The following is a 25,552-nucleotide window of genomic DNA, read 5'->3' as shown; positions in this document are numbered from 1 at the left end:
CTCCCGCAACCACTCCCGCTCGGCGCCCCCCGGCCCGGGCCGGCCGCAGCACGAGGGCAGTGGGTCGGCGTCCGCGCTGCCGCGGGTCACCCTGCCCGGCACCGCCGTCCAGCTGCCGCTCGCCTGTGCCCTCTCCGGACTCGGGCTGCCCGGCATCTGCCTGGCGCCGGCGCTCGCGATGGCCGTGCAGTGCGTGGTCGTGGGGGTGCTGATGCGGCGGACCGGGCGTCAGGAGGAGAGGGGCGTTTCCTTCGTGCGGGTGGTCTGAGAAGGGAAGGGGGCGGTGGGCATGGCGTGGGGGACGGTCGAGGACCACAGGCGGCGGGCCGCCGTCAGGGCCGCCGCGAGCAGCAGGCCGTCGCGGACCGCCAGCAGCGCGACGCCGTACCAGTCGCTCGCCACCACGTGCGAGAAGCCGATCGGGAACTCCAGGACCGTCACGAAGGACGCGAGGACGACCAGCACCGCGGGCGCCGTCATGCGGCTGGCCCGGTGCGACAGGCACACGGCGGCCAGGCCGACCAGCCACACCAGGTACTGCGGGCTGATCACCCGGCTGGTCACCGTGAACAGCAGCACCGCCGTGAGGGCCGCCTCGGCGAGGACGTGCGCCGGGAACAGGCCCGCGCGCAGCCGCCACAGCAGCAGCCAGCCGAACGCGGCCACGGTCAGCGCCAGCGCGGCCGTGCTGACCCGGTCCACGTACGGGCCGAGGAACTCGATCGAGCCGTAGTTCAGCAGCACCTGCCCCTCCCAGCCGAAGTGCCGGGCCACATGGAAGACCAGCGCGCCCAGCGACTCCACCTCGGTGCCCCGCTCCCGCTGGAAGGCCAGGAACGCGAAGGCGCCCGGCATGGACACCGCGAACAGCGCCGCCAGGCCCGCCGCGGTCACCGCCGCCGTCCGCCAGGCCCTCCGCACGGCCCCGGCCAGCAGCAGCACCGGCCACACCTTCAGCAGCGCGCCGAACGCGGCCAGCGCGCCCAGCACCCGGGGGTGCCGGGTCCCGGCGAGCAGCGCCGCCACGGCCACCGCGGTCACCATCACGTCGTAGCGGGCGTACACCGTCGGCCCGAGCAGCGGCACGCCCGCCACCCACGCCCAGGCCCCGCGCGGCGACCGGCCGGGGCGCCCGCCCGCGACGAGGAGCGCGGCCAGCACGGCGGCGTCGGCGAGGAACGCCAGCAGGAAGAAGGCGTGCGGGTAGGACAGGAACGGCAGGGCGGCGGGGGAGAGGACGGCGAGGGCGGCGGCGGGCGGGTACTGCCAGGTCACGTCGTCCAGCGGAAACGTTCCGTGGCGCAGCACCTCGTACCAGCCGCGGTAGATCACCGACACGTCCGAGGTGACGTCCGGGCCCGGGAAGGCGTACACCCCGAAGACGGCGAGCAGCAGCACCCCGCGGGTGACGCCCCAGGCCGCCAGCGGCCGGGCCGGGAACCGCCGGACGGCCTTCGTCTCCACGTGAACCCCTGTCGTCCGTCCCCGGCGCCCGGGCGCGCCGTTCGATTCCGCCCCGGGCGACCATGATGTCCTGCGTACCTGTGCGCTGCCACGGACCCGGCCGCGCCCGGCGCCGGACGGGCGATTCGGTAGGGTCGGCGGCGATGCGCAAGACCCTGATCGTCACCAACGACTTCCCGCCCCGCCCGGGCGGGATCCAGGCCTTCCTGCACAACATGGCGCTGCGCCTGGAACCCGACCGGCTTGTCGTGTACGCCTCCACCTGGAAGCGCGGCCCGGAGGGCGCCGAGGCCACCGCCGCGTTCGACGCCGAGCAGCCCTTCACCGTCGTCCGCGACCGTACGACGATGCTGCTGCCCACCCCGCGGGTGACCCGGCGGGCGGCCGGGCTGCTGCGGGAGCACGGCTGCACCTCGGTGTGGTTCGGGGCCGCGGCGCCGCTCGGACTCATGGCGCCCGCGCTGCGCGGGGCCGGCGCCGAGCGGCTGGTGGCCACCACCCACGGGCACGAGGCCGGCTGGGCCCAGCTGCCCGCCGCCCGGCAGCTGCTGCGCCGGATCGGGGAGAGCACCGACACGGTCACCTACCTCGGTGAGTACACCCGCTCCCGGATCGCCACCGCGCTCACCCCGGCGGCGGCCCGGCGGATGGCTCAGCTGCCGCCCGGGGTCGACGAGAAGACCTTCCACCCGGGCTCCGGCGGCGGCGAGGTCCGCGCGCGGCTCGGCCTCACCGACCGGCCGGTCGTGGTCTGCGTCTCCCGGCTGGTGCCGCGCAAGGGCCAGGACACCCTGATCCGGGCCATGCCCCGCATCCTCGCCGCCGAGCCGGACACCGTGCTGCTCGTCGTCGGCGGCGGCCCCTACGAGCAGGACCTGCGCCGCCTCGCCCACGAGACGGGGGTCGCGGCCTCGGTCCGCTTCACCGGGGCCGTGCCCTGGGCCGAGCTGCCCGCGCACTACGGCGCCGGGGACGTGTTCGCCATGCCGTGCCGCACCCGCCGCGGCGGCCTGGACGTGGAGGGCCTCGGCATCGTCTACCTGGAGGCGTCCGCCACGGGCCTGCCGGTCGTCGCGGGCGACTCGGGCGGCGCGCCGGACGCGGTACTGGAGGGGGAGACGGGCTGGGTCGTCCGGGGCGGCTCGGCCGAGCAGACCGCGGAGCGGATCGTCGTCCTGCTCCAGGACCCCGAGCTGCGCCGCCGCATGGGCGAGCGCGGCCGGCGGTGGGTGGAGGAGAAGTGGCGCTGGGACCTGCTGGCGGAGAAGCTGAAGGCCCTGCTGTGAACCGCCCGCACGGCCGGCCGTGATCCCCGGTCCGGCCCGTCCGGCCGGCCGTGATCCCCAGACCCGCCCGCACGGCCGGCGGTGACCGGGCGCCCGCAGCCGGCGCGCTTGCCACGCACCGAATGTGATGCCCCGTCAGCCGGACAGCGTGACGGCGCGGGTCCTCACCGAGGACACCGCGCCGTCGGGCGGGCTCACTTGGCGTAGATGGCCTCGATCTCGTCCGCGTAGTCCTTCGCCACCACGTGCCGCTTGAGCTTCAGCGACGGGGTGAGATGGCCCGACTCCTCCGTGAACTGGTACGGCAGGATGCGGAACTTGCGCACCGACTCCGCCTTCGACACCGCGGCGTTGCCGTCGTCCACGGCCGCCTGGACCGCGGCGATCAGATCCGCGTCCGCGCGCAGCGACGCCGCGGTCGAGCCCGCCGGCTTGCCGTGCTCGGCGCACCAGCGGTCCAGGAACTCCTCGTCGAGGGTGACCAGCGCGCCCACGAACGGCCGCCCGTCGCCCACCACCATGCACTCCGCGACCAGCGCGTGCGCCCGGATCCGGTCCTCGATCACGGCCGGGGCCACGTTCTTGCCGCCCGCCGTGACGATGATCTCCTTCTTCCGGCCGGTGATCCGCAGATAGCCGTCCTCGTCGAGGGTGCCGATGTCACCGGTGTGGAACCAGCCGTCCGCCAGCGCCACCGCGGTCGCGTCCGGGTTGTTCCAGTACTCCTTGAACAGGTGCTCGCCGTGCAGCAGCACCTCGCCGTCGTCCGCGATCCGCACCACCGAGCCGGGCAGCGGCTGCCCGACCGTGCCGATCTTCTGCCGGTCCCACGGGTTGAACGCGGTCGCCGCGCAGGACTCGGTCAGGCCGTAGCCCTCCAGCACGGTGAAGCCGATGCCCCGGAAGAAGTGTCCGAGCCGCTCGCCCAGCGGGGCGCCGCCGGAGATGGCGTACTCGCCCCGGCCGCCCAGGACCGCGCGCAGCTTGCTGTAGACCAGCTTGTCGAACACCTTGTGCTTGATCTTCAGGCCCAGCGGCGGACCCGACGGGCTGTCCAGCGCCTTGCTGTAGGCGATCGCGGTGTCGGCGGCCTTGTCGAAGACCGCGCCCTTGCCGTCCGCCTGCGCCTTGGCCCGCGCCGAGTTGTAGACCTTCTCGAAGACCCGCGGGACACCGAGGATCAGCGTCGGCCGGAACGCGGCCAGCTCGTCCGTGAGGTTCTTGATGTCCGGGACGCAGCCCAGCTTGATCGGCGCCATCATGGGCGCGATCTGCACCAGCCGCCCGAAGACGTGCGCCAGCGGCAGGAAGAGGAGGACGGAACACTCGCCGGTGCGGAACAGCGGACGCAGCCGCTCCACGACGTTCCCGCACTCGGCGAAGAAGCTGCGGTGGGTGAGGACACAGCCCTTGGGCCGCCCGGTCGTACCGCTCGTGTACACGATGGTCGCCGGGTCGTCGGCCCTGGCCAGCGAGCCGCGCTCCTCGACCGTCTGCTCCGACACGTCCTGGCCGAGCCGCCCCAGCTCCTCCACACCGCCGGCCTCGATCTGCCAGACGTGCTTCAGCGCGGGCAGGGACTCGCGCACCGACTCGACGGCCGCCGCGTGAGCGTCCAGCTCCACGACGCAGGCGGTGGCACCCGAGTCGGACAGGATCCACCGCACCTGCTCCGGCGAGCTGGTCTCGTACACCGGCACGGTGACCGCGCCCGCGCTCCAGATCGCGAAGTCCAGCAGCGTCCACTCGTAACGCGTGCGGGACATCAGGCCCACCCGGTCGCCCGGCTGCACCCCGGCGGCGATGAGCCCCTTGGCGGCGGCGTGCACCTCGGCGAGGAACGTCCGGGCGGTCACGTCCTGCCAGACACCTCCCGTCTTGCGGGCGATCACGGCGACGTCGGGATGCTGCGCGGCGTTTCTGCGGACGATGTCGGTCAGATTCCCGTCCGCGGGGACCTCGTACAAAGCCGGAAGGCTGAACTCGCGCAAGACTGCTGCTCCTCATAGGGCGCCGGCGCCACGACGTTGTGCGATGCGACGGTGCGGTCCAAGGCTCGGGCAAGTGCTCACGGAATTCACATGTTGAAATCCTGAGCACGACTGGACTGCCCGGACGTTACCCGCCGGTATGCCGTCTAGGACAGGGGGGCCAGGGCAGATGTTCGCTGCGTCACACACGGGGGCGTTCCTTCGCGCACATTAGTCGACGGCCGATCCGACCGGCGAGTAACCGAGCGCCTGACCGGCACTGTTCACAGGTGCGGCGCTCCGCCTACGCTTGATCGCCATGGCATCCACACGCACCGGCAGCGGGCGGACCCGCGTCCACGTCGTCAGCGACGTCCACGGCAACGCCCGTGACCTGGCCCGGGCCGGCGAGGGTGCCGACGCCCTGATCTGCCTGGGCGACCTCGTCCTCTTCCTCGACTACGCCGACCACTCCCGCGGCATCTTCCCCGACCTGTTCGGCACGGAGAACGCCGACCGCATCGTCGAGCTGCGCACCGCCCGCCGCTTCGAGGAGGCCCGCGCCTTCGGCGCCCGGCTGTGGAGCGGCATCGGCGCCGACCGGGCCGCCGCCATCGAGCGGGCGGTGCGCAAGCAGTACGCGGAACTGTTCGCCGCGTTCCCCACCCCCACCTACGCCACCTACGGCAACGTCGACATGCCGGCCCTGTGGCCGGAGTACGCCCGGCCCGGCACCACGGTCCTCGACGGCGAACGCGTCGAGATCGGCGGCCGGACCTTCGGCTTCGTCGGCGGCGGCCTGCGCACCCCGATGCGCACGCCCTACGAGATCGGCGACGAGGAGTACGCCGCGAAGATCGAGGCGGTCGGCGAGGTCGACGTCCTGTGCACCCACATCCCGCCGGAGGTGCCCGAGCTGGTCTACGACACCGTCGCGCGCCGCTTCGAGCGGGGCAGCCGCGCCCTGCTGGACGCCATCCGCCGCACCCGGCCGCGGTACGCGCTGTTCGGACACGTGCACCAGCCGCTGGCCCCCCGGATGCGGATCGGCGCCACCGAGTGCGTCAACGTGGGGCACTTCGCCGGCACCGGCACGCCCTGGGCGCTCGAATGGTGAGGCCACGCAGGCGGGGTGACGGCGGCGGCGCGGTGGCGCGGTAGCCTTCACGCTGCACACACGTGCGCAGACCGGCGCGCACACCTCTCCACACGGCCCGCATCCGGAGGAGCCACGACGATGGCGGAACACACCAGTTCGAGCATCACGATCGAGGCGGCCCCGGCCGACGTCATGGCGGTGATCGCCGACTTCGGGCGCTACCCGGACTGGACCGGCGAGGTGAAGGAGGCCGAGGTCCTCGCGACCGACGGCCAGGGCCGCGCCGAGCGGGTCCGCCTCGTCATGGACGCCGGCGCCATCAAGGACGACCAGACCCTCGCCTACACCTGGACGGGTGACCACGAGGTCTCCTGGACCCTCGTCAAGTCCCAGATGCTCCGCTCCCTGGACGGCTCCTACCTGCTGAAGCCGGCCGGCGCGGGCGCCACCGAGGTCACCTACCGGCTGACGGTCGACGTGAAGATCCCCATGCTGGGCATGATCAAGCGCAAGGCCGAGAAGGTCATCATCGACCGCGCGCTCGCGGGACTGAAGAAGCGCGTCGAGTCCGGGGACGCGTAGCCGGCCCGGCGCCCGCCGCGCGCACGACGGTAGCGTTCACCTCCATGCGCACCATCCTGATCACGGGCCCCGGCGGCAGCGGCCGTACGACGATCGCCGCCGCCACCGCGCTCACCGCCGCCCGCGAGGGACACCGCACCCTCCTGCTGAGTGCCGACCGCACCGACACCCCGGGCACGGCACTGGGCGCCGCGACAGGACCGGACCCCGCCGGGGCCGCCGAGCGCCTCACCGCCTGGCGGCCCGACGCGTCCGCCCGCTTCCGCGAGGACCTCACCGCCTTCCAGACCCGCGCCGCGAACGTCCTCGACCTCCTCGGCGCCGCCCGCCTGGACGCCGAGGAGGTCACCCCGCTGCCCGGCGCCGAGGAACTGTCCTTCCTGCGCGCCCTGCGGGACGCGGCCCTCTCCGAGCGCTACGACCTCCTCGTCGTCGACCTCCCGCCCCTCCCGCAGGCCCTCGCCCTGCTCGCCCTGCCCGAGGAACTGCGCCGCTACCTGCGCCGCCTGCTGCCGCCCGAGCGGCAGGCCGCCCGCGCCCTGCGCCCGGTCCTCGGCCGGCTGGCCGGCGTCCCCATGCCCGCCGCATGGCTGTACGAGACGGCGGCCCGCTGGGACGTAGAACTCGCCGCCGTGCAGGCCGTCCTCGCCGACCGGAACACCGCCGTACGCCTGGTCGCCGAACCCGGCCCGGCCGGCGCCGACGCCGTCCGCGCCGCACGCCTCGGCCTCGCCCTGCGCGGCCTGGGCACCGAGGCCCTGATCGCCAACCGGGTCCTGCCCGAGGCCGGGGGCGACTGGCTCGCCGGGCTCCTCGCCCAGCAGCGCAAGACCCTCGACGGCTGGCGGGAGGAGCCGTACGACGTCCACCCCGTGCCCCACCTCGGACGCGACCCGCACGGCACCGACGACCTGGAGGCCCTCGCCGTACCCGGCGTCAACCCCGCGCCCACCCCGGTCGAGTGGCCCGTCACCGACCGGACCGCCGAGGACGGCGTACTCGTCTGGCACCTCCCGCTGCCCGGCGCGGTACGGGACGACCTGGACCTGGTCCGGCGCGGCGACGAACTCCTGATCACCGCGGGCCCGTTCCGCCGGATCGTGCCGCTGCCGTCCGCCCTGCGCCGCTGCACCGTCGCCGGGGCCGCGCTCCGCGAGGGCGAGCTGCGCATCCGGTTCGCCCCCGATCCCGGGCTGTGGCCCGCCGCCGGACGGTGAACGGGGCACGTCCGTTCGGGTAACGTCGTAAGGGCGAACCGTCGTCAGGAGTCCGCCATGAGCGAAGAGCGCCCCGCACCCGAACCGGACGAGCCGCGGGCGACCGACGCCGACGCCTGGGCCACGGCCTGTGCCGAGGACCTCGCCGCCGAGAAGGCCCGCCGCCACACCGGACACGGCCCGCCGCCGGGCTCCGCGGCCGAGGAGCTGAGGAAGCTCGTGGACACGGTCGCCGACAAGCTGTCCGGCCTGCGTTCACCCCTGCTCGGCCCCCTCGCCGGACCCGCCGCGCAGCAGGTGGTGCGGCAGGTCGTCGAGCAGGCGAAGGCCGCCGTCGAACCCGTCGTGGAGCGCAACCCGGACGTGTTCGACCATCTCGCCGCGGCCGGCGGTGAGCTGCTCGCCGCCTACCGCTCGGCCGTCCAGGCCCAGGAGCGCCGCTGGACCGCCCGCTCGGCCGGACAGGCCGGCGACGGGCCCGACGGGCCGGGCCGGTCCGACGGGGACGAGGGCACCGGTCCGGGAGAACGCATCGACCTGGACTGAAGCCCTGCCACGGCAGGGCCTCGGGTACGGTTGGCCGTAGCGGGGCTCGACCGGAACTGAGGGATTCATGGGACTCACCATCGGCGTCGACATCGGCGGCACGAAGATCGCGGCCGGCGTGGTCGACGAGGAAGGCAACATCCTCTCGACCTTCAAGGTGCCGACCCCCACCACGCCCGAGGCCATCGTGGACGCCATCGCCTCGGCGGTGGAGGGCGCGCGCGCCGGGCACGAGATCGTCGGTGTGGGCATCGGCGCGGCCGGATACGTCAACCGGCAGCGCTCCACGGTGTACTTCGCGCCCAACATCGACTGGCGCAACGAGCCGCTCAAGGAGAAGGTCGAGGCCCGCACCGGACTGCCCGTCGTGGTCGAGAACGACGCCAACGCCGCCGCCTGGGGCGAGTACAGGTTCGGGGCCGGCAAGGGCCACCGCAACGTCATCTGCATCACGCTCGGCACCGGCCTCGGCGGCGGCATCATCATCGGCAACAAGCTGCGCCGCGGCCACTTCGGCGTGGCCGCCGAGTTCGGCCACATCCGGATGGTCCCGGACGGCCTGCTGTGCGGCTGCGGCTCGCAGGGCTGCTGGGAGCAGTACGCCTCCGGCCGCGCCCTGGTCCGCTACGCCAAGCAGCGTGCCAACGCCACTCCCGAGCGTGCCGAGGTGCTGCTGTCGCTCGGCGACGGCACCCCCGACGGCATCGAGGGGAAGCACATCTCCATGGCCGCCCGCCAGGGCTGCCCGGTGGCCGTGGACTCCTACCGCGAGCTGGCCCGCTGGGCCGGCGCCGGCCTCGCCGACCTGGCGTCCCTCTTCGACCCCTCCGCCTTCATCGTCGGCGGCGGCCTCTCCGACGAGGGTGACTTGGTCCTGGACCCGATCCGCAAGTCGTACAAGCGCTGGCTGGTCGGCGGCAACTGGCGCCCGGTGGCCGACGTGATCGCGGCCCAGCTCGGCAACAAGGCCGGCATGGTCGGCGCGGCGGACCTGGCCCGCGAGCCCGACCCGATCATGTAACACCCACCGCACGAGCCACGGCGCCCGCGCCCGACCCGGGAACGCGGGCGCCGACCCGGCCGAACCCCGCCCCACCGCGGCCGGGGCCCCCGGGCCCTGCCGCCGGTGTTCGACCCCGGAGCTCACACCCGGGCTCGTCCCCGGTCCGGCGCCCGGCCCTCGCCAGGGGGTCGCGCTCCGACCTGGCACCTGCGTCGGCGCCCGGCCCTTGCGTGCGTACCCGCCCCGGTCCGGCCCCCGGCCCTCGCCCGGGTCGCGCGCTCGGCCCGGAGTTCGGTGCTCGGTCTCCGGTTCGGGCCCGCTCCCGGCCCGACACCTGGGCCTCGCCCAAAGGGCCCGCGCTCGGACCCGTCCCGCAGTCCGGCCCCGGAACCCACACCCGGGCCGCGCGAGGTTCGCGCGCATGCGGCGCGCGGCGGCCCGAGCCCCACGCGCCCCACGCGGCGTAAATTGACGGCATGGCAACTCCGCTGCTTCCCAACTCGCGCACGGAGCCCGATGGTTCCGCGGTCATCCGGGTCCTGAGCTACAACATCCGGTCGATGCGCGACGACACGGACGCGCTCGCCCGTGTCATCACCGCCTGCGCCCCCGACCTGGTCCTCGTGCAGGAGGCCCCCCGTTTCTTCCGCTGGCGCAAGAAGCTCGCCCGGCTCGCCGCGGCCTCCGGCCAGGTCGTCCTGACCGGTGGTGCCACGGCGGCGGGGCCGGCTGTCCTGTGCACGCTGCGGGCCACGGTGGAGCGCACGGAGGACGTCCTGTTCCCGCTCACCCCCGGCCTGCACCGCCGCGGTCTCGCCACGGCGGTGGTCCGGTTCGGCGGCGTCCGTCTCGGCGTGATCAGCTGCCACCTCAGCCTGAACCAGAAGGAGCGCCGCGACCAGGGCGCCCAGCTGCTGGAACGTCTCGACGGGCTCGGGGTGGACCACGCCGTCGCGGGCGGCGACCTCAACGAGCGCCCCGACGGCGACACCTTCCGCCGTCTCGCCGCCCGCCTCCAGGACTGCCGGACCACGGCACCCTGGGGCGGCGAGTTCACCTCCACCCCGGCCGACCCCCGGCAGCGCATCGACGCGGTCTTCGCGACCGGAGGCATCGAGGTGCTCGGCTGCGGCGTCCCGCTGGACCAGCCGGGCGTCACGCACGCCGACCTGACCGCGGCCACCGATCACCTCCCGGTGCTGGCCGCGCTGCGGGTCCCCGCCGCCTGAGACGGGACCCGCGCCGGTGTCTGTCAGACCACGGCCCCACGCCGCTGTCAGACCACGGCCCCAAGCCGCTGGAGACCACGGCCCCACGCCGCTGTCAGACCACGGCCCCGCGCCCGGGGCCGTCCTCCTCGTCGTCGTCCGTCCGCATCCGCGTCACCAGCGTCGCGAAACCGCCGAGGAAGCCGCCGATGCCGAGGGTCGCCAGCCACCAGGTCATGTCCCAGCCGAGCAGCACCGCCAGCAGGAGCAGCACCGGGCCGCCGACGACACCCAGCCAGGCGAACCTGGAGGTGGTGTCGGCGGCCGGCAGCGGCGGCGGCTCCGGCGGCACGAAGTGGCCCTCGTCGTCCTCGCCGAAGTCGTCGTCGGACGGCTCGGCGGGCGTGTGGTCGCGCGGGCCGACCCCGACCGCGAAGGAGACCGAGCCGCCCAGCGGCCGGGCGGGCCGCCGGCCCGCGTCGTCGCCCTCGCCGTCCTCGGCGGTGTCCGTACCGGTGTCCGGGCCCGCGTCCGTCCCGGCGTTCCCCGCGGTGTCCGGCCCGCTGTTCTTCTCCAGCAGCGCGAGGTCCTCCACCGCCTTGAAGGGCCGGGCGCCGGGCGGATCCGGCGGCTCCTGGCCGTACCCGGCGACGATGGCCCGCCAGGCGGCGTCCTCGTCGAAGGGCACCCCCTGCTCGTCCGGCTCCCGGTCCTCCCGGCCGGAGTCGTGCTCAGCCAACTGCGGCCGTCCCTTCCTTGCCGACACTGGGTGCGAGCCGGCCGATGAAAGCGAGGCTCTCCTCGAAGATCCGGTCCGCGTCCAGGTCCAACGTCGCCACGTGGTAGCTGTGTTCCAGCACGCTCTCGGTCACGTCCGTGGACGACACCCGGCTCAGCACCCGGGCCGCGTCGGCCGCCGGCACGACATGGTCCCGCGCGCTGCGCAGCAGCAGCAACGGCTGGGTGACCTGCGGCAGCTCGCCGTCCAGCCGGCGCAGGAACACCCGCAGCGAGTGCGCCGCGTGCAGCGGCACCCGGTCGTACCCCAGCTCGGCCGCGCCCTCCTTCGCGATGTCGCTGGCGATGCCCTTCGTCGTCCGCACGAGGTGCCGGGCCACCGGGAGGGCGTACGCCGACAGGCCGTGCACCTTGTTCGCGGGGTTGACGACCACCACGCCCGTGACCCGCTCGCCGTGCCGCGCGGCGAGCCGGAGGGCCAGCGCACCGCCCATCGACAGGCCGGCGACGAACACCCGGGAGCAGCGTTCGGTGAGGACGCGCAGTTCGCGGTCCACCTCCGCGTACCAGTCCTGCCAGCCCGTGAGCTGCATGTCCTCCCAACGGGTGCCGTGGCCGGGCAGCAGCGGGAGGGAGACGGTCAGGCCATGGGCCGCGTGGTGCTCGGCCCACGGGCGCAGCGACTGGGGCGAGCCGGTGAAGCCGTGGCAGAGGAGAACCCCCACCTCCCCGCCCTGGTGGCGGTACGGCTCGGCTCCGGGGAGAACTGGCATGTGCTTCACCGTACGCGACCGCACTGACACCGACCAGGGTCGTCGGGCCCATTGACGGTCCCCCGGGTTATGGTCTGTTCGACGGAAACGGGAGGCACACGGGTGTTGTACGGCACGATGAAGGTCGCCATCGGAGGCCCGCTGAAGGTCGCCTTCAGGCCCTGGGTGGAAGGCATGGAGAACATTCCGGCCGAGGGTCCCGCCATCCTGGCCAGCAACCACCTGTCCTTCTCGGACTCGTTCTTCCTGCCGGCCGTGCTGGACCGCAAGGTGACCTTCATCGCCAAGGCCGAGTACTTCACCACCCCGGGTGTGAAGGGCCGTCTCACCGCGGCCTTCTTCAAGGGCGTGGGCCAGCTCCCGGTGGACCGCTCCGGGTCGCGCGGCGCCGGCGAGGCGGCGGTCAGGAGCGGCATGGAGGTCCTGGAGCGCGGCGAGCTGTTCGGCATCTATCCCGAGGGCACCCGTTCGCCCGACGGGCGGCTGTACCGGGGCAAGCCCGGCGGCCTCGCGCGCGTGGCACTCGCCACCGGCGCGCCGGTCATCCCGGTCGCCATGATCGACACGGAGAAGATCCAGCCGCCCGGCAAGGTCGTGCCGAAGCTGATGCGGCCCGGCATCCGCATCGGCAAGCCCATGGACTTCAGCCGCTACCAGGGCATGGAACACGACCGGTTCGTCCTGCGCGCGCTGACCGACGAGGTCATGTACGAGATCATGAAGCTGTCCGGCCAGGAGTACGTCGACATGTACGCCACCGCCGCCAAACGGCAGATCGCGGACGCGGCGAAGGCGGCGAAGGCGGCCAAGGAAAAGGCGGAGAAGGCCGGGACGGCCGAGAGGGTGGAGACGGCCGAGAAGGCCGAGAAGTAGCCGGGCGGTTCCCGGACGGGGGGTCCGGGAGCCGGGGGGACATCGGGGGGACCGGGGGACATGCCCAAGCGCGAGCGCGTCGTACGGATGTCGGTCGAGCTGCCGCTGTGGCGCGCGCTGGCCGGTTACCGCGTCCTGACCACGCTGTACGCCATCGGCCTGTGCGCCACCGCGTACGGCCAGTTCGTCCGGCCCTGGATCGCCGTCGGCTACTACGCCGTCCTGGTGGTGTGGACCCTCGCCACCCTGCCCAGGGTGGCGAACGCGGCGAGCTGCACCCGGGGCTTCCTGGCCGCCGACCTGGCCGTCGCCCTCGCCGGCATCCTGCTCACCCCGCTCGCCGACAGCCACGAGCGGATCGCGGGCGGCGGCCCCACCCTGCCGTCGATATGGACGGCAGGCGCGGTGCTGGCCTTCGCCATCAAGGGCGGCTGGCGCTGGGCGGCCGTCGCCTCCACGGCCGTGGCCGCCGCCAACCTGGCCGAGCGCGGCCACCCCGCCCGGGACACCGTGCACAACGTCGTCCTCGTCTGGGTCGCCTCCATCGCGATCGGCTACGTCGTGGAGGTGGCCCGCGCCTCCGAACGCACCCTCGCCCGCGCCCTGGAGATCGAGGCCGCGACCCGGGAGCGGGAGCGGCTGGCCCGGGACATCCACGACGGCGTGCTCCAGGTGCTGGCGATGGTGAAGCGGCGCGGCACGGCCCTCGGCGGCGAGGCGGCCGAGCTGGGCCGGCTGGCCGGGGAGCAGGAGGTGGCGCTGCGCACGCTGGTGTCGGGCGGTCCGGTGCCGGTGTCGCGGGTGTCGCGGGTGTCGGGGGACGCGGCGGCCGGAGCCGTCGTCCGCGCCGTCGAGGTGGCGGACGAGGACGGATCGGCCGGCCCGGTCGACCTGCGCTGCCTGCTCGCCCCGTACGCCTGCGCCCGGGTCGCCCTCGCCGAGCCCGGCGCCCCGGTGCCGCTGCCCCCGGCGGTGGCCCGGGAGGTGGCCGCCGCCGTCGGGGCCGCCCTGGACAACGTGCGCCGGCACGCCGGACCGCAGGCGCGGGCCTGGATCCTGGTGGAGGACGAGCCGGGCGAGGTCGTCGTCACCGTCCGGGACGACGGCCCCGGCATCCCCGCGGGCCGGCTCGCCGAGGCCGAGGGCGAGGGGCGGCTCGGGGTGGCCCTGTCGATCCGGGGCCGGCTGCGCGACCTCGGCGGCAGCGCCGACGTCGTCTCGGTCCCGGGGCAGGGCACGGAAGTCGAACTGAAGGTACCCAAGGGCGCCGTGCGGGCGCGGGGGAGGAAGGCGGAGCAGCGATGACGGAGCAGCGGGACCTGATCAGGGTCATGGTGGTGGACGACCATCCGATGTGGCGGGACGCGGTCGCCCGGGATCTGGCCGAGTCCGGCATGGAGGTGGTCGCCACCGCCGGCGACGGCGAGCAGGCGGTCCGCCGCGCCAGGGCCGCCGCTCCCGACGTCCTGGTCCTGGACCTCAACCTGCCCGCCAAGCCCGGTGTCCAGGTGTGCAGGGAACTGGTCGCCCACAACCCGGCGTTGCGGGTCCTCGTGCTCTCCGCGAGCGGCGAGCACGCGGACGTGCTGGAGGCCGTGAAGTCCGGCGCGACCGGCTACCTGCTGAAGTCCGCCTCCACCGAGGAACTGCTGGACGCGGTGCGCCGTACCGCCGCCGGCGACCCGGTGTTCACGCCCGGCCTGGCCGGTCTGGTCCTCGGCGAGTACCGGCGGCTGGCCGCCGAGCCCGCGCCCGCCCCGGACGCCGGTGAGCCGGGCGCGCCGCGGCTGACGGACCGGGAGACGGAGGTGCTGCGGCTGGTGGCGAAGGGACTGAGCTACAAGCAGATCGCCGAACGCCTCGTCATCTCCCACCGCACGGTGCAGAACCACGTCCAGAACACCCTGGGCAAGCTCCAGCTGCACAACCGGGTGGAGCTGGTGCGGTACGCGATCGAGCGCGGGCTCGACGACGCGTAGCGCGCGCGGGGCCGTGCGCCGGAATCACCCGTCCCCGCCCCTCCCGTGTGACCTGACTCACCATTAGCGTGACCGGTCGTCAGGCAACCGCGGAGAAGGGATTTTCCCATGCGGGTCGGAGTACTGACCGGAGGCGGCGACTGCCCCGGGCTCAACGCCGTCATCCGGGGCATCGTCCGCAAGGGCGTGCAGGAGTACGGCTATGACTTCGTCGGCTTCCGGGACGGCTGGCGCGGCCCCCTCGAAGGCGGCACCGTCCCTCTCGGCATCCCCGCGGTGCGCGGCATCCTGCCCCGCGGCGGCACCATCCTCGGCTCCTCGCGGACCAACCCCCTCAAGGAGGAGAACGGCATCCGCCGGATCAAGGACAACCTGGCCGAGCTGGACGTCCAGGCCCTCGTCGTGATCGGCGGCGAGGACACCCTGGGCGTCGCCGCGCAACTGTCCGACGGGTACGGGGTGCCCTGCGTCGGGGTGCCCAAGACGATAGACAACGACCTGTCCGCCACCGACTACACCTTCGGTTTCGACACCGCCGTCAACATCGCCACCGAGGCCATCGACCGGCTGCACACCACCGCCGAGTCCCACATGCGGGTCCTGGTGGTGGAGGTGATGGGCCGGCACGCCGGCTGGATCGCCCTGCACTCGGGCCTGGCCGGCGGCGCCAACGTCATCCTCATCCCCGAGCAGCGCTTCGACATCGAGCAGGTCTGCGGCTGGGTGACCTCCCGCTTCCGGGCGTCGTACGCGCCGATCGTGGTCGTCGCCGAGGGCGCCATGCCCAAGGACGGGGCCATGGTGCTCAAGGACGGGTCGCTGGACTCCTTCGGGCACGTCCGGCTGTCCGGCGTGGGCGAGTGGCTGGCCAAGGAGATCGAGCGCCGTACCGGCAAGGAGGCCCGCACCACGGTCCTCGGGCACGTCCAGCGCGGCGGCACCCCCAGCGCCTACGACCGCTGGCTCGCCACCCGCTTCGGGCTGCACGCCGTCGACTGCGTCCACGACGGCGACTTCGGCACGATGGTCGCCCTGCGCGCCACCGACATCGTCCGCGTCCCCCTCGCCGAGGCGACGGCCAGGCTGAAGACGGTGGACCCGGAGCTGTACCGGGAGGTCGGCGTGTTCTTCGGCTGAGGCCCGGCCGGGCCCGGGAACCGCGCACGGTCCCCGGGCCCGCCCGGCCCACGCCGTCCCGCTCGCGTCTACGGCGTCACACGCGCCCCGCGCAGCCCGTCGAGCAGCTCATGGACGACCGCCGCGCCGTTCAGGGTGAGGACCGACTCCGGGTGGAACTGCACCCCGGCGAACCCGGGCCCCCGCAGCGCGTGCACCTCGCCGTTCGCCGCCCGGCTCACCTCGACGCCGCGGGCGGCCAGCCCGCGGGCCGCCCCGTCGTCGCAGCGGGCGGCGAAGCTGTTGTAGAAGCCGGCGGTCTCCGGCCGCCCGAACAGGTCGATCACCGTCTGCGCCCCCTGGAGGGGCACCTCCTTGCGGACGAGGTCCAGGCCCAGCTCGGCGGCGATCAGCTCATGGCCCAGGCAGACGCCCAGCACCCCGTGCCGGTGCTCCCGCAGCACGTCGGCCGTGAGCGCCCGCAGGAACCGCATCCTGGGGTCGGCCGCGTCGCGGGGGTCGCCGGGGCCGGGACCGAGCACCACCGGTCCCTCGTGCGCGAGCACGGCCGCCCGCAGCCCCGGCTCGTCGTAGCGCCGCACGCTCACCCCGAGGCCGCCCGAGCGCAGCACGTGCGCCAGCATCGCGGTGAACGTGTCCTCGCCGTCGACCACGAGGGCCTGGCCGGTGGGCTCCGGGGCGCGGTCCTGCATCCGCAGCCAGAACGGGGCGAGCGCGGCCCGCCGCCCGTCCAGCGCGGCCCGCACCCGCGGGTCGTCGGCGAGCCGGGGCCGCCCGTGCTCCGTGCGCGGCGCGGCCGGCCGGACCCCGAGGGCGGCCAGCACGCCCGCCGCCTTGGCGTGGGTCTCCGCGACCTCGCCGGCCGGGTCCGAGCCCCGCACCAGCGTGGCCCCGACCGGGACGCGCACCCGGCCGTCGGCGCCGATGTCGGCGGTGCGGATCAGGATGGGGGAGTCGAGGGTCTGTGCGCCCCCGGAGTCCCGGCCGAGCAGCGCCAGCGCACCGGCGTAGTACCCGCGGCCCGTGCCGTCCGGTCCGAGGGGCTCGTACCGCTCGATCACCCGGCAGGCGTTCTGTACCGGCGAGCCGGTGACGGTCGCCGCGAACATGGTCTCCCGCAGCACGTCCCGCGCGTCCAGGGAGGACCTGCCGCGCAGCTCGTACTCGGTGTGCGCCAGATGCGCCATCTCCTTCAGCCGCGGGCCGACGACGACCCCGCCCATGTCGCCGACGGTGCACATCATCTTCAGCTCCTCGTCGACGACCATCGACAGCTCCTCGGTCTCCTTGCGGTCGGCGAGGAAGGAGAGCAGGTGCTCCGGCGTCGGGCCCCCGGCGGGATAGCGGTACGTCCCGCTGATCGGGTTCATCACGACCGTCCCCCCGGACATCCGGACGTGCACCTCGGGGCTGGCGCCGACCAGCGTCCGCCCGCCCGCCTCCGGCCCGGTGTGCACGACGAACGTCCAGTACGCGCCACGTTCGCCCGCGAGCAGCCGCCGGAACAGCGCCAGCGCGTCGGCGCGGCCGAAGCCGGGGATGCGGCCCTCGTACGTGCGCCTGATCACGAAGTTCGCGCCCTCGCCCCGGCCGATCTCCTCGCGCAGCACGCGGCCGACGATCCGCGCGTACTCCTCGTCGGCCACGTCGAATCCGCCGTCCTCGACCCGTACGTCGTGCGCGGGCAGCTGCGCGAGGACCTCGTCCAGGGGCAGAGTGTGCGTCTCCTCGGGGGTGAGGACGAGCAGCGGCGTGCCGTCGTCGCGGACGTCGAAGCCGCGCTCGCGGATCTGCCCGAACGGAACGAGGGCGAGCCCCTCGTCCGGCAGGTCGGCAAGCCGCTCGCGGCGGGTCACCGGCCCGAGCAGCACCTCCACCGTCCGCTCGTCGCGGCCGGGGGTGCGGCGGCGGAGCAGGGCGAAGGGGCGGGGGTCGCGGAGCAGGTCCTTCAGGCGCACGGGTCGGTTTCCTTCTCGATCGTGTGACGGAGAGGAACGGCCCCGGGAACGCCGAAGGCCGCCCCTCGGGCGGCCTTCGCGAAGTGTGGGTACGCGCGATCAGCGGGCCGCCGGAGAAGCGGTCCACCACCAGTTCTGGATCGACGGCGCGAACATGCGAAAAACCCTACCTCACCTCCACGGTGTCCAGGGGGTAAGCGCTGTGTCTCATTCTTCGAGCCGGAGCAAAATCATTCGACACGACCCCGTAGTGTTTATGGGGTGACCGTGAACGCTAAGACCAGCCCGAGCGCTGGCAACACCTGGCGAGACCTGCCCGCGGCGCAGCAGCCCGAGTACCCCGACGCCGAGGCCCTGCGCGCAGCGATCGCGGACCTCGAGTCGTATCCGCCGCTCGTCTTCGCGGGCGAGTGCGACCAGCTGCGCGCCCGGATGGCGGCCGTCGCCAAGGGAGAGGCGTTCCTCCTCCAGGGCGGCGACTGCGCCGAGGCCTTCGACGGGGTGTCGGCCGACCACATCCGCAACAAGCTGAAGACGCTGCTCCAGATGGGTGCCGTCCTCACCTACGCGGCCTCCGTGCCCGTGGTGAAGGTCGGCCGTATCGCGGGGCAGTACTCCAAGCCCCGTTCGAAGCCCATGGAGACCCGCGACGGCGTCACCCTTCCGGTGTACCGGGGCGACTCCGTCAACGGTTTCGACTTCACCCCCGAGTCCCGTATCCCGGACCCCGAGCGGCTGAAGCGCATGTACAACGCCTCGGCCTCCACGCTGAACCTGGTCCGCGCCTTCACCACCGGCGGCTACGCCGACCTGCGCCAGGTGCACGCCTGGAACCAGGACTTCGTGCGGACCTCGCCGTCGGGCCAGCGCTACGAGCAGCTCGCGCGGGAGATCGACAACGCGCTGAACTTCATGCGGGCCTGCGGTACGGACCCGGAGGAGTTCAAGACCGTCGAGTTCTTCTCCTCGCACGAGGCGCTGCTGCTGGACTACGAGTCCGCCCTGACCCGGGTCGACTCCCGCACCGGCAAGCTGTACGACGTCTCCGCGCACATGGTGTGGATCGGTGAGCGCACCCGGCAGCTGGACGGCGCGCACATCGAGTTCGCCTCGCAGATCCGCAACCCGATCGGCATCAAGCTCGGCCCCACCACCACGGCCGAGGAGGCGCTGCGGTACATCGACCGCCTCGACCCCGAGCGGGAGCCGGGCCGGCTGACCTTCATCGTCCGTATGGGCGCCGACAAGATCCGCGACCGGCTTCCCGAGCTGGTGGAGAAGGTCACGGCGTCCGGTGCGGCGGTGGCCTGGGTGACCGACCCGATGCACGGCAACACCTTCGAGGCGGCCTCCGGGCACAAGACCCGCCGTTTCGACGACGTGCTCGACGAGGTCAAGGGCTTCTTCGAGGTCCACAAGGCGCTCGGCACCCACCCGGGCGGCATCCATGTGGAGCTGACCGGCGACGACGTCACCGAGTGCGTGGGCGGCGGCGACGAGATCTTCGTCGACGACCTGCACCAGCGCTACGAGACGGCCTGCGACCCGCGGCTGAACCGCAGCCAGTCGCTGGACCTGGCGTTCCTCGTGGCCGAGATGTACCGGGACCAGTGACCGGGAAGCACTGACCGGGGAGCACCGACCTCCTGGGGCGCGGATCACATGCGATCCGCGCCCCCCGCTCTTTTGCGGGTCCCGCGGGTATGGGTAAGGTTAGGTTTGCCTCACCGGGAACGGGATGGCAGGAGGACAGCGATCCCGTCGGGAGGTGAACCGCTTGTACGTGTGCAGCTGCTTCGGCATCACCGAGGCCCAGGTCCAGCGACACGCGGCGAACGGCGCCTGCACCCCGCGCCAGGTCGCCTCCGCCTGCAAGGCCGGCACCGACTGCGGCTCCTGTGTCCGCCGCATCCAGGCCCTTCTCGGCCGGGGCGCCGCCCCGCGCCCGGAGCCGGCCGGCCAGGGCCTGCCCGCCCTGGCGGAGGTCGCGGACGCCGCGTAGCCGCGACGCGGCTCAGCTCTCCGGCTGCTCGATCACCTGGGCGATGTAGAGGGCCTCGCCGAGTTTCTCCAGCAGTTCCAGCTGGGTGTCCAGGTAGTCGATGTGCTGCTCCTCGTCGGCGAGGATGCCCTCGAAGATGTTCGCGGACGTGATGTCACCCTTTTCGCGCATCACCCGGATGCCCCGCCTGAGGCGGTCGATCGCCTCCACCTCGACCTGCCGGTCGGCCTCGAACATCTCCCGGGCCGTCTGCCCCACCCGGACGTGGAACAGCCGCTGGTAGTTGGGCAGCCCCTCCAGGAACAGGATCCGGTCGGTGAGCACCTCGGCGTGCTTCATCTCGTCGAACGACTCGTGCCGCGTGTACGTGGCGAGCTTCGTCCAGCCGAAGTTCTCCTGCATCTTCGCGTGCAGGAAGTACTGGTTGATGGCGGTCAGCTCGCCGGTGAGCTGCTCGTTGAGGAACTCGATGACCTCGGGGTCGCCCTGCATCGCAGCGGCTCCTTCCACACGGGGGACGGGGGAGGTGTGCGGCGGCATGATTGCACCGGCGACGATGATCGTCCAGTAAGTGCGTACTTAGTGAGTACGTAGTGAGTTGTCGATGATTGTCCGGTTGGTGTGCGGGTGGTCAAGGGCATTGCCCGAGGTCTGTCAGGATGGATACATGGGTCATCCGGTCGAGCGAGAGTCTGGGGCGGCGGCAGGGTCCGGGCTTCCGCCGGGTCAGCGGCTCCAGCGCGGCTGGCCGGTCACGCACTACGGCCCGGTGCCCAAGTTCCGGCCCGAGCGCTGGGAGTTCCGGATCTTCGGCGCCACCGCCGACGGTGACAAGCACACCTGGGACCACGAGGAGTTCACGGCGCTGCCGTACACCACCGTGGTCGCCGACCTGCACTGTGTGACGAAGTTCAGCATGCCCGGCGCGGAGTGGGGCGGCGTCCCCGCCCGCACGATCCTGGACCTCGCGCCGCCGGCGCCGGACGTCACCCATGTGATGGTCTGGGCGGAGTACGGCTTCAGCTCCAACCTGCGGCTCGCGGACTTCGCCTCCGACCGCACGATCTTCGCCACCCACAAGGACGGCGAGCTGCTCACCGCCGAGCACGGCTTCCCGGTCCGCCTGATCGTGCCGCACCTGTACGCCTGGAAGGGACCCAAGTGGGTCCGGGGCGTGGAGTACATGACGGCCGACCGGCGCGGCTTCTGGGAGGAGCGCGGCTACCACAACATCGGGGACCCCTGGAAGGAGCAGCGCTACTCCTACCAGGAGGAGCCCGGCGACGGACCCGAGCTGTGAGCTCCGGCCCCTCGGGGGTCAGTGATGATACTGGTGCACCACCGCGTGCCCCTTGCCCCGCCCGATCGTCCACCTGTTGACCGGCGTGGTCAGGACGAAGGCGAGCGTGAGCGAGACCGCGAGCGAGATCCAGAACAGCGGATCGCCGAGCGTCGCGTCCATCGCGGACGGCCAGACCACGATCACGCCGTTGTCGATCAGCTCCATCACGGCGATGGACAGGGTGTCGGCTGCCAGCGCCACCCGGACGGCCGTACGAAGGTCCACCCCGGCGCGCAGCACCCCGCGCAGGGTCAGCGAGTAGCCGAAGAAGAAGGCCAGGACGATCGCCAGCAGCGTGGTCGGCAGGTTGCCCCAGCCGAACGCAGTGCCCACGACCATGCCGAGCACCTCGCCGATCGCGCAGCCGGTCAGGCAGTGCAGCGTGGCCCGCACGGCCGTCGACCAGGTGGCTGAGGTGCCGGTGCGCCCTTGGTGCTGGTGCTGGTGTTCGTGGCCGGTGCGGGTCTGGTCCATGGTTTCCCCCGAGCCGAGTGACGGTTCCTGTCGTCCCATGGAACCAGGTACCCCCCTGGGGTATTCCGGAACGGGTCAGGAATCCCGGAGCTTCTTCAGCCGTTCCACGTCCGCCGCGTGGCCCTCCCGGCCGCCCGGCGTCTCGATGACCAGCGGGACGCCCGCCGTCGCCGGATGGGTCATCAGGGCGCGGAAGGGATCCTCACCGATGTGGCCGGCGCCGATGTTCTCGTGCCGGTCCTTGTGCGCGCCCGCCACGTCCTTGGAGTCGTTGGCGTGGATCAGCTTCAGCCGGCCCTCACCGACCGTGTCCACCAGCAGGTCCAGAGTGCGGTGCATGCCCTCCGGCCCGGCCAGGTCGTGCCCGGCGGCGAAGACGTGGCAGGTGTCCAGGCACACGCCCAGCTTCGGATGCGCGTCCAGCGCCTCGAAGTACGGCCCGAAGTCCCAGGTCCGCGAGCACAGCGAGGCGCCCTGTCCGGCGGTCGACTCCAGCAGCAGGAACGGATCGTCGTCGTGGGTCAGCTCGTCCAGCAGCGGCAGCAGGTACTCCCGCACCTGCTTCAGCGCCACCTCCCGCGCCCGCCCGCCGGTCGCGCTCCCGGTGTGCACGACCACGCCCAGCGCGCCGATCTCCCGGCCGCGCCGCAGCGAGTGCCGCAGCGACTGTGCCGACCGCTCCACGGTCGCCTCGGTGTGCGAGCCGAAGTTGATCAGGTAGGGGGCGTGGACGTACGCCGGTATCGACTCCTCGGCGCACGCCGCGCGGAACGCCTCGTCCTGCCGCGGGTTCCCGGCGGGCGTGGCCCACCCGCGCGGGTTGGCGACGAAGACCTGCACGGTCTCGGCCTTCAGCTCACGGGCGTACGACAGACCCACGGAGTGCAGGCCGCCGGCCACGGGCACATGGCTGCCGACCGGGTTGCGGGGGAGGAGGGGCGACGGATCGGGACTCACCCGTCCAGGGTGTCATGTCCGGCCCGGCGCCCGGACCGCGGTCCGCGGTGACTCCGCTCACCGGATGGTGATCGTGATCGTCGCTCCCTCGGGCGCCCTGTCGCCACCGGCCACCGACTGCTTCTTCACGGTGTCGCCGAACAGTCCGAGCAGCCCACGGTCGTCGTCGACCTCGAAACCGGCCGCCTCCAGCCGCTGGTGCGCGTCGTCCACGCTGTCCCCGACCACGTCCGGGACCTTGATCAGCTCCGGACCCTTCGACAGCGTCAGCGTCACCGTGTCACCCTCGGCGGCCTTCCCGCCGTCCCGGGGGCTCTGGGCGGCCACCTCGCCCTTGTCGTACGAGGAGTTGACCCGCCCGGTGGCGATCCGCACGGTCAGCCCCGCGTCCGTCAGCTCCTGCTTCGCGTCGTCCACGTTCTCGCCGGTGACGTCCGGCACGTCGATGGGGCTGCCCTTGCTGACGGTCAGCGCGATCGCCGATCCGGCGTGCCGCTCGGTGCCCGCGTCCGGGGTCGTACCGATCACCGAGCCCTTGGGCACGTCGTCGCTGAACGCGTGCGTGACCATGCCCGGCTCCAGACCGTCCGCCTTCAGCCCCGCCCGCGCCTTCGCCAGCGGCCGGCCCGCCACGTCCGGCACCTTCACCGTTTCCGGGCCCAGTGACAGGGTCAGGGTCACCGTGTCGTGGTCCCGTATCCGGCCGCCGGCCGCAGGGTCGCTGCTGATGACCGTGCCGCGCCTGACCGTGTCGTTGTAGGCGTGTCTGACCTGCCCGACGTCGAGCCCGGCGTCCTTCAGCCGCGCCCTCGCCTGCGCCTCGGTCTTCGCCAGCAGCGGCGGGACCTCGGTGAACTGGCCGGAGTTGATGTACCAGACCCCGGCGCCCACGCCGAACACCACCAGCACCGCCGCGACGACCGCCAGCACCGTGCGCCGGGACCGCGCCGGGTGCCGCCGGGGAGGAGGCGGCGGCGGGCTCGCGAAGCGGGCGGTGCGGTCGGTGACGCCCGCGGGGGCGTCACCGTCCACGGGCCGCGGCCGGGGCACGGTCAGCGAGCGCGGGATCACGCTCGTGCGGTCACCGGCGTTGTCGTGCTCCGCGGTCAGCGCCTGCGGCGGCAGTGCGTCCAGCTGCTCGTCGGTCAGCCCCTCGCGGGCCTCGCGCACCTGGAGGAGCAGCGCCACGGCGTCGTGCGGCCGGAGGTCCGGGGTGCGCGCGGTGGCCGACGCCACCAGCTCGTCCAGCTGATACGGCAGCCCGGGCACGAGCGCCGAGGGCGGCGGTACGTCCTCGTGGATGTGCCGGTAGAGCACCTGGGCCGGGGATTCACCGGCGTGCGGCTTGCCGCCGGTCAGCATCTCGTACAGGACCACACCGCACGCGTACACGTCGACGCGCGGGTCCGCGGTGCCCTGCTCGATCTGCTCGGGGGCGAGATACGAAACGGTCCCGAGGACGGCGCCCGTCGTGCTGGTCACCGTGTCCACGGACCGCACCAGCCCGAAGTCGGCCACCTTGACCCGGCCGTCGTCCCCTATCAGCACGTTCTCCGGCTTCATGTCCCGGTGCACGAACCCGGCCCGGTGGGCGGCACCCAGCGCGGCCAGCACCGGCTCCAGGACGTCCAGCGCGGCCCGCGGCTGCACGGCACCCCGCTCGCGCAGCACGTCCCGCAGGGTGCACCCGGCGACGTACTCCATCGCCAGGTACACGTACGACCCGTCGGTGCCCTGGTCGAAGACCTGCACCACGTTGGGGTGGTCGAGCCGGGCGACGGACTTCGCCTCCCGGATGAACCGCTCGACGAAGGACCCGTCGGCCGCGAGCGCCGGGTGCATCACCTTCAGCGCGAGGACGCGGTCCAGGCGGGTGTCCAGGGCCCGGTAGACCGTGGCCATCCCGCCGGCCGCGACCCGCGCGTCGACGCGGTAGCGGCCGTCGAGCAGCTGACCGACGAGGGGGTCCTGAAGGGTCATATCCACGCAGGGGAGTCTACGAGGACCCACCGACACCATCGCCGGCCACGGTGCCCCGGCGACGGAATGCAGCAGAGCTGTGACCGTCACGCGACGCGCAGCCCGGCGGGAGGCGGGGGCCGGCCGGAGCCGGCCCCGCTCCGTGCGCAGGGGCCCGGGCGAAGGGCCTAGAAGGCGGGCCGCTCCGGGTCCAGGCGGGCGAGGCCCGCGGCCGGGGAGGAGGCCTCCGCGAAGTGGCGCCGCGGGATCCGCCCGGCCCGCCGGGCCAGCCGCCCCGCCTCCACGGCGTGCCTCATGGCCGCGGCCATCAGTTCCGGCTCCTGCGCCCGCGTCACCGCGGACGCCAGCATCACCCCGGCACAGCCCAGCTCCATCGCGAGGGCCGCGTCGGACGCCGTACCGGCCCCCGCGTCCAGGATCACCGGCACGCGCGCGTGCTCCACGATCAGCTGGAAGTTGTGCGGGTTGCGGATACCGAGCCCGGACCCGATCGGCGAGCCCAGCGGCATCACCGCCGCACAGCCGGCGTCCTCCAGCTTCCGCGCGAGGACGGGGTCGTCGTTGGTGTACGGCAGCACCGTGAACCCCTCGTCGACCAGCGTCTCCGCGGCGTCCAGCAGCTCCACCGGGTCCGGCAGCAGCGTCCGTTCGTCGGCGATGACCTCCAGCTTGATCAGGTCCGTGCCCAGCGCCTCCCGGGCCAGCCGGGCGGTCAGCACAGCCTCGCCGGCGGTGAAACAGCCCGCCGTGTTCGGCAGCACCCGGATGCCGAGCCGCTCCAGCACGGACAGCACCGAGCCGTGCACGCCGAGGTCCACCCGGCGCATCGCGACCGTGGTCAGCTCCGTGCCGGAGGCGACGAGCGAGCGCTCCAGCACGTCCAGACTGGGCGCCCCTCCCGTGCCCATGATCAGCCGGGACGACAGGGTCAGCCCACCGAGGACCAGGGGATCGTCGGCCATGA

The 25,552-nt window shown here is 73.3% G+C and carries 25 protein-coding genes and 1 pseudogene; 15 read left to right on the top strand and 11 right to left on the bottom strand.

The window, feature by feature from the left end; all coding sequences use genetic code 11:
• Positions 1–52: 52 nt before the first annotated feature.
• A pseudogene (locus tag AB0F03_RS00965) lies at positions 53–268 on the top strand (MATE family efflux transporter); the annotation flags it as partial.
• On the opposite strand, the gene AB0F03_RS00960 reads toward AB0F03_RS00965, so the two are convergent.
• Positions 229–1,464, bottom strand: coding sequence for a glycosyltransferase 87 family protein (locus tag AB0F03_RS00960; protein ID WP_361984899.1), 1,236 nt, complete (start codon positions 1,462–1,464; stop codon positions 229–231). The pseudogene AB0F03_RS00965 and the gene AB0F03_RS00960 sit on opposite strands and share 40 nt — an antisense overlap.
• A 143-nt stretch (positions 1,465–1,607) precedes the next feature.
• Here AB0F03_RS00960 and AB0F03_RS00955 point away from each other — a divergent pair, with 143 nt between their 5' ends.
• A complete protein-coding gene (locus tag AB0F03_RS00955) occupies positions 1,608–2,750 on the top strand; it encodes a glycosyltransferase family 4 protein (RefSeq protein WP_361984896.1) in 1,143 nt (380 codons plus the stop codon).
• A 194-nt stretch (positions 2,751–2,944) separates the two neighbouring features.
• On the opposite strand, the gene AB0F03_RS00950 is transcribed toward AB0F03_RS00955, so the two are convergent.
• Entirely contained in the window at positions 2,945–4,741 is a 1,797-nt protein-coding gene (locus AB0F03_RS00950) for an AMP-dependent synthetase/ligase (RefSeq protein ID WP_361984893.1), read from the bottom strand.
• A 298-nt stretch (positions 4,742–5,039) separates the two neighbouring features.
• Here AB0F03_RS00950 and AB0F03_RS00945 point away from each other — a divergent pair, with 298 nt between their 5' ends.
• The 6 genes from AB0F03_RS00945 to AB0F03_RS00920 all read left to right on the top strand — a co-directional run bounded on the left by AB0F03_RS00945 (position 5,040) and on the right by AB0F03_RS00920 (position 10,396).
• Entirely contained in the window at positions 5,040–5,837 is a 798-nt protein-coding gene (locus tag AB0F03_RS00945) for a metallophosphoesterase (protein ID WP_361984890.1), read from the top strand.
• Positions 5,838–5,957: 120 nt separating this feature from the next.
• Entirely contained in the window at positions 5,958–6,401 is a 444-nt protein-coding gene (locus AB0F03_RS00940; RefSeq protein ID WP_356820656.1) for an SRPBCC family protein, read from the top strand.
• A 44-nt stretch (positions 6,402–6,445) separates the two neighbouring features.
• The gene (locus AB0F03_RS00935) at positions 6,446–7,618 is read left to right on the top strand and encodes an ArsA-related P-loop ATPase (protein ID WP_361984887.1); all 1,173 of its coding nucleotides are present in this window, start codon (positions 6,446–6,448) and stop codon (positions 7,616–7,618) included.
• A gap of 57 nt (positions 7,619–7,675) precedes the next feature.
• Positions 7,676–8,164 (top strand): DUF5304 domain-containing protein, encoded by a 489-nt coding sequence (locus tag AB0F03_RS00930; RefSeq protein WP_361984884.1) that lies wholly within the window; start codon positions 7,676–7,678, stop codon positions 8,162–8,164.
• A gap of 67 nt (positions 8,165–8,231) precedes the next feature.
• Positions 8,232–9,185 (top strand): ROK family glucokinase, encoded by a 954-nt coding sequence (locus tag AB0F03_RS00925; protein ID WP_361984881.1) that lies wholly within the window; start codon positions 8,232–8,234, stop codon positions 9,183–9,185.
• Positions 9,186–9,643: 458 nt separating this feature from the next.
• The gene (locus AB0F03_RS00920; protein WP_361984878.1) at positions 9,644–10,396 is read left to right on the top strand and encodes an endonuclease/exonuclease/phosphatase family protein; all 753 of its coding nucleotides are present in this window, start codon (positions 9,644–9,646) and stop codon (positions 10,394–10,396) included.
• Between the two features lie 94 nt (positions 10,397–10,490).
• Here the strand turns inward: AB0F03_RS00920 and AB0F03_RS00915 are convergent, their stop codons facing one another.
• Together AB0F03_RS00915 and AB0F03_RS00910 are read right to left on the bottom strand one after the other, a co-directional pair.
• Positions 10,491–11,114: a hypothetical protein gene (locus AB0F03_RS00915; RefSeq protein ID WP_361984875.1), complete on the bottom strand. Its 624-nt coding sequence runs from the start codon at positions 11,112–11,114 to the stop codon at positions 10,491–10,493.
• Positions 11,107–11,886 (bottom strand): alpha/beta fold hydrolase, encoded by a 780-nt coding sequence (locus AB0F03_RS00910; protein ID WP_361984872.1) that lies wholly within the window; start codon positions 11,884–11,886, stop codon positions 11,107–11,109. Before AB0F03_RS00910 ends, AB0F03_RS00915 begins: the two co-directional genes overlap by 8 nt.
• Positions 11,887–11,988: 102 nt before the next feature.
• Between AB0F03_RS00910 and AB0F03_RS00905 the strand changes: the two genes are divergently transcribed.
• From AB0F03_RS00905 to AB0F03_RS00890, 4 genes are all read left to right on the top strand, one after another.
• Positions 11,989–12,759 carry a lysophospholipid acyltransferase family protein gene (locus AB0F03_RS00905; RefSeq protein ID WP_361984870.1) on the top strand — a complete coding sequence of 257 codons (771 nt, stop codon included), beginning with the start codon at positions 11,989–11,991 and terminating at the stop codon, positions 12,757–12,759.
• 60 nt (positions 12,760–12,819) lie between these two features.
• Entirely contained in the window at positions 12,820–14,064 is a 1,245-nt protein-coding gene (locus AB0F03_RS00900) for a DUF5931 domain-containing protein (protein ID WP_361984867.1), read from the top strand.
• Positions 14,061–14,738 carry a response regulator transcription factor gene (locus AB0F03_RS00895; RefSeq protein WP_361984865.1) on the top strand — a complete coding sequence of 226 codons (678 nt, stop codon included), beginning with the start codon at positions 14,061–14,063 and terminating at the stop codon, positions 14,736–14,738. Before AB0F03_RS00900 ends, AB0F03_RS00895 begins: the two co-directional genes overlap by 4 nt.
• A 108-nt stretch (positions 14,739–14,846) precedes the next feature.
• Positions 14,847–15,875: a 6-phosphofructokinase gene (locus AB0F03_RS00890; RefSeq protein WP_361984862.1), complete on the top strand. Its 1,029-nt coding sequence runs from the start codon at positions 14,847–14,849 to the stop codon at positions 15,873–15,875.
• 68 nt (positions 15,876–15,943) lie between these two features.
• Here AB0F03_RS00890 and AB0F03_RS00885 read toward each other — a convergent pair whose 3' ends face one another.
• Both AB0F03_RS00885 and AB0F03_RS00880 read right to left on the bottom strand, forming a co-directional pair.
• A complete protein-coding gene (locus AB0F03_RS00885; RefSeq protein WP_361984860.1) occupies positions 15,944–17,833 on the bottom strand; it encodes an anthranilate synthase family protein in 1,890 nt (629 codons plus the stop codon).
• A gap of 99 nt (positions 17,834–17,932) precedes the next feature.
• On the bottom strand, positions 17,933–17,989 hold the full coding sequence (locus AB0F03_RS00880; protein ID WP_121791294.1) for a trp operon leader peptide: 57 nt from the start codon (positions 17,987–17,989) through the stop codon (positions 17,933–17,935).
• A 105-nt stretch (positions 17,990–18,094) separates the two neighbouring features.
• On the opposite strand from AB0F03_RS00880, the gene AB0F03_RS00875 reads away from it, so the two are divergent.
• Positions 18,095–19,447 (top strand): class II 3-deoxy-7-phosphoheptulonate synthase, encoded by a 1,353-nt coding sequence (locus tag AB0F03_RS00875; protein WP_361984857.1) that lies wholly within the window; start codon positions 18,095–18,097, stop codon positions 19,445–19,447.
• 154 nt (positions 19,448–19,601) lie between these two features.
• The gene (locus tag AB0F03_RS00870; protein ID WP_361984854.1) at positions 19,602–19,835 is read left to right on the top strand and encodes a (2Fe-2S)-binding protein; all 234 of its coding nucleotides are present in this window, start codon (positions 19,602–19,604) and stop codon (positions 19,833–19,835) included.
• Between the two features lie 12 nt (positions 19,836–19,847).
• Here AB0F03_RS00870 and bfr read toward each other — a convergent pair whose 3' ends face one another.
• Complete coding sequence (gene bfr / locus AB0F03_RS00865) at positions 19,848–20,327, bottom strand: bacterioferritin (protein ID WP_361984851.1); 480 nt, start codon at positions 20,325–20,327, stop codon at positions 19,848–19,850.
• A 175-nt stretch (positions 20,328–20,502) separates the two neighbouring features.
• On the opposite strand from bfr, the gene AB0F03_RS00860 reads away from it, so the two are divergent.
• Complete coding sequence (locus tag AB0F03_RS00860; protein WP_361984849.1) at positions 20,503–21,135, top strand: sulfite oxidase-like oxidoreductase; 633 nt, start codon at positions 20,503–20,505, stop codon at positions 21,133–21,135.
• An 18-nt stretch (positions 21,136–21,153) separates the two neighbouring features.
• Here the strand turns inward: AB0F03_RS00860 and AB0F03_RS00855 are convergent, their stop codons facing one another.
• The 4 genes from AB0F03_RS00855 to AB0F03_RS00840 form a co-directional block, all read right to left on the bottom strand.
• Complete coding sequence (locus AB0F03_RS00855) at positions 21,154–21,651, bottom strand: DUF4396 domain-containing protein (protein WP_361984846.1); 498 nt, start codon at positions 21,649–21,651, stop codon at positions 21,154–21,156.
• A 75-nt stretch (positions 21,652–21,726) separates the two neighbouring features.
• Complete coding sequence (locus AB0F03_RS00850; RefSeq protein WP_361984844.1) at positions 21,727–22,608, bottom strand: deoxyribonuclease IV; 882 nt, start codon at positions 22,606–22,608, stop codon at positions 21,727–21,729.
• A 57-nt stretch (positions 22,609–22,665) separates the two neighbouring features.
• Complete coding sequence (pknB, locus tag AB0F03_RS00845) at positions 22,666–24,594, bottom strand: Stk1 family PASTA domain-containing Ser/Thr kinase (RefSeq protein WP_361984841.1); 1,929 nt, start codon at positions 24,592–24,594, stop codon at positions 22,666–22,668.
• Positions 24,595–24,755: 161 nt separating this feature from the next.
• Entirely contained in the window at positions 24,756–25,550 is a 795-nt protein-coding gene (locus AB0F03_RS00840; protein ID WP_361984838.1) for a thiazole synthase, read from the bottom strand.
• Between the last annotated feature and the right edge of the window lie 2 nt (positions 25,551–25,552).

Source organism: Streptomyces sp. NPDC028722 (assembly GCF_040637655.1).
Lineage (GTDB): Bacteria > Actinomycetota > Actinomycetes > Streptomycetales > Streptomycetaceae > Streptomyces.
The sequence above is the reverse complement of the archived record's forward strand: the minus strand, read 5'-3'. Positions and strand labels throughout refer to the sequence as shown.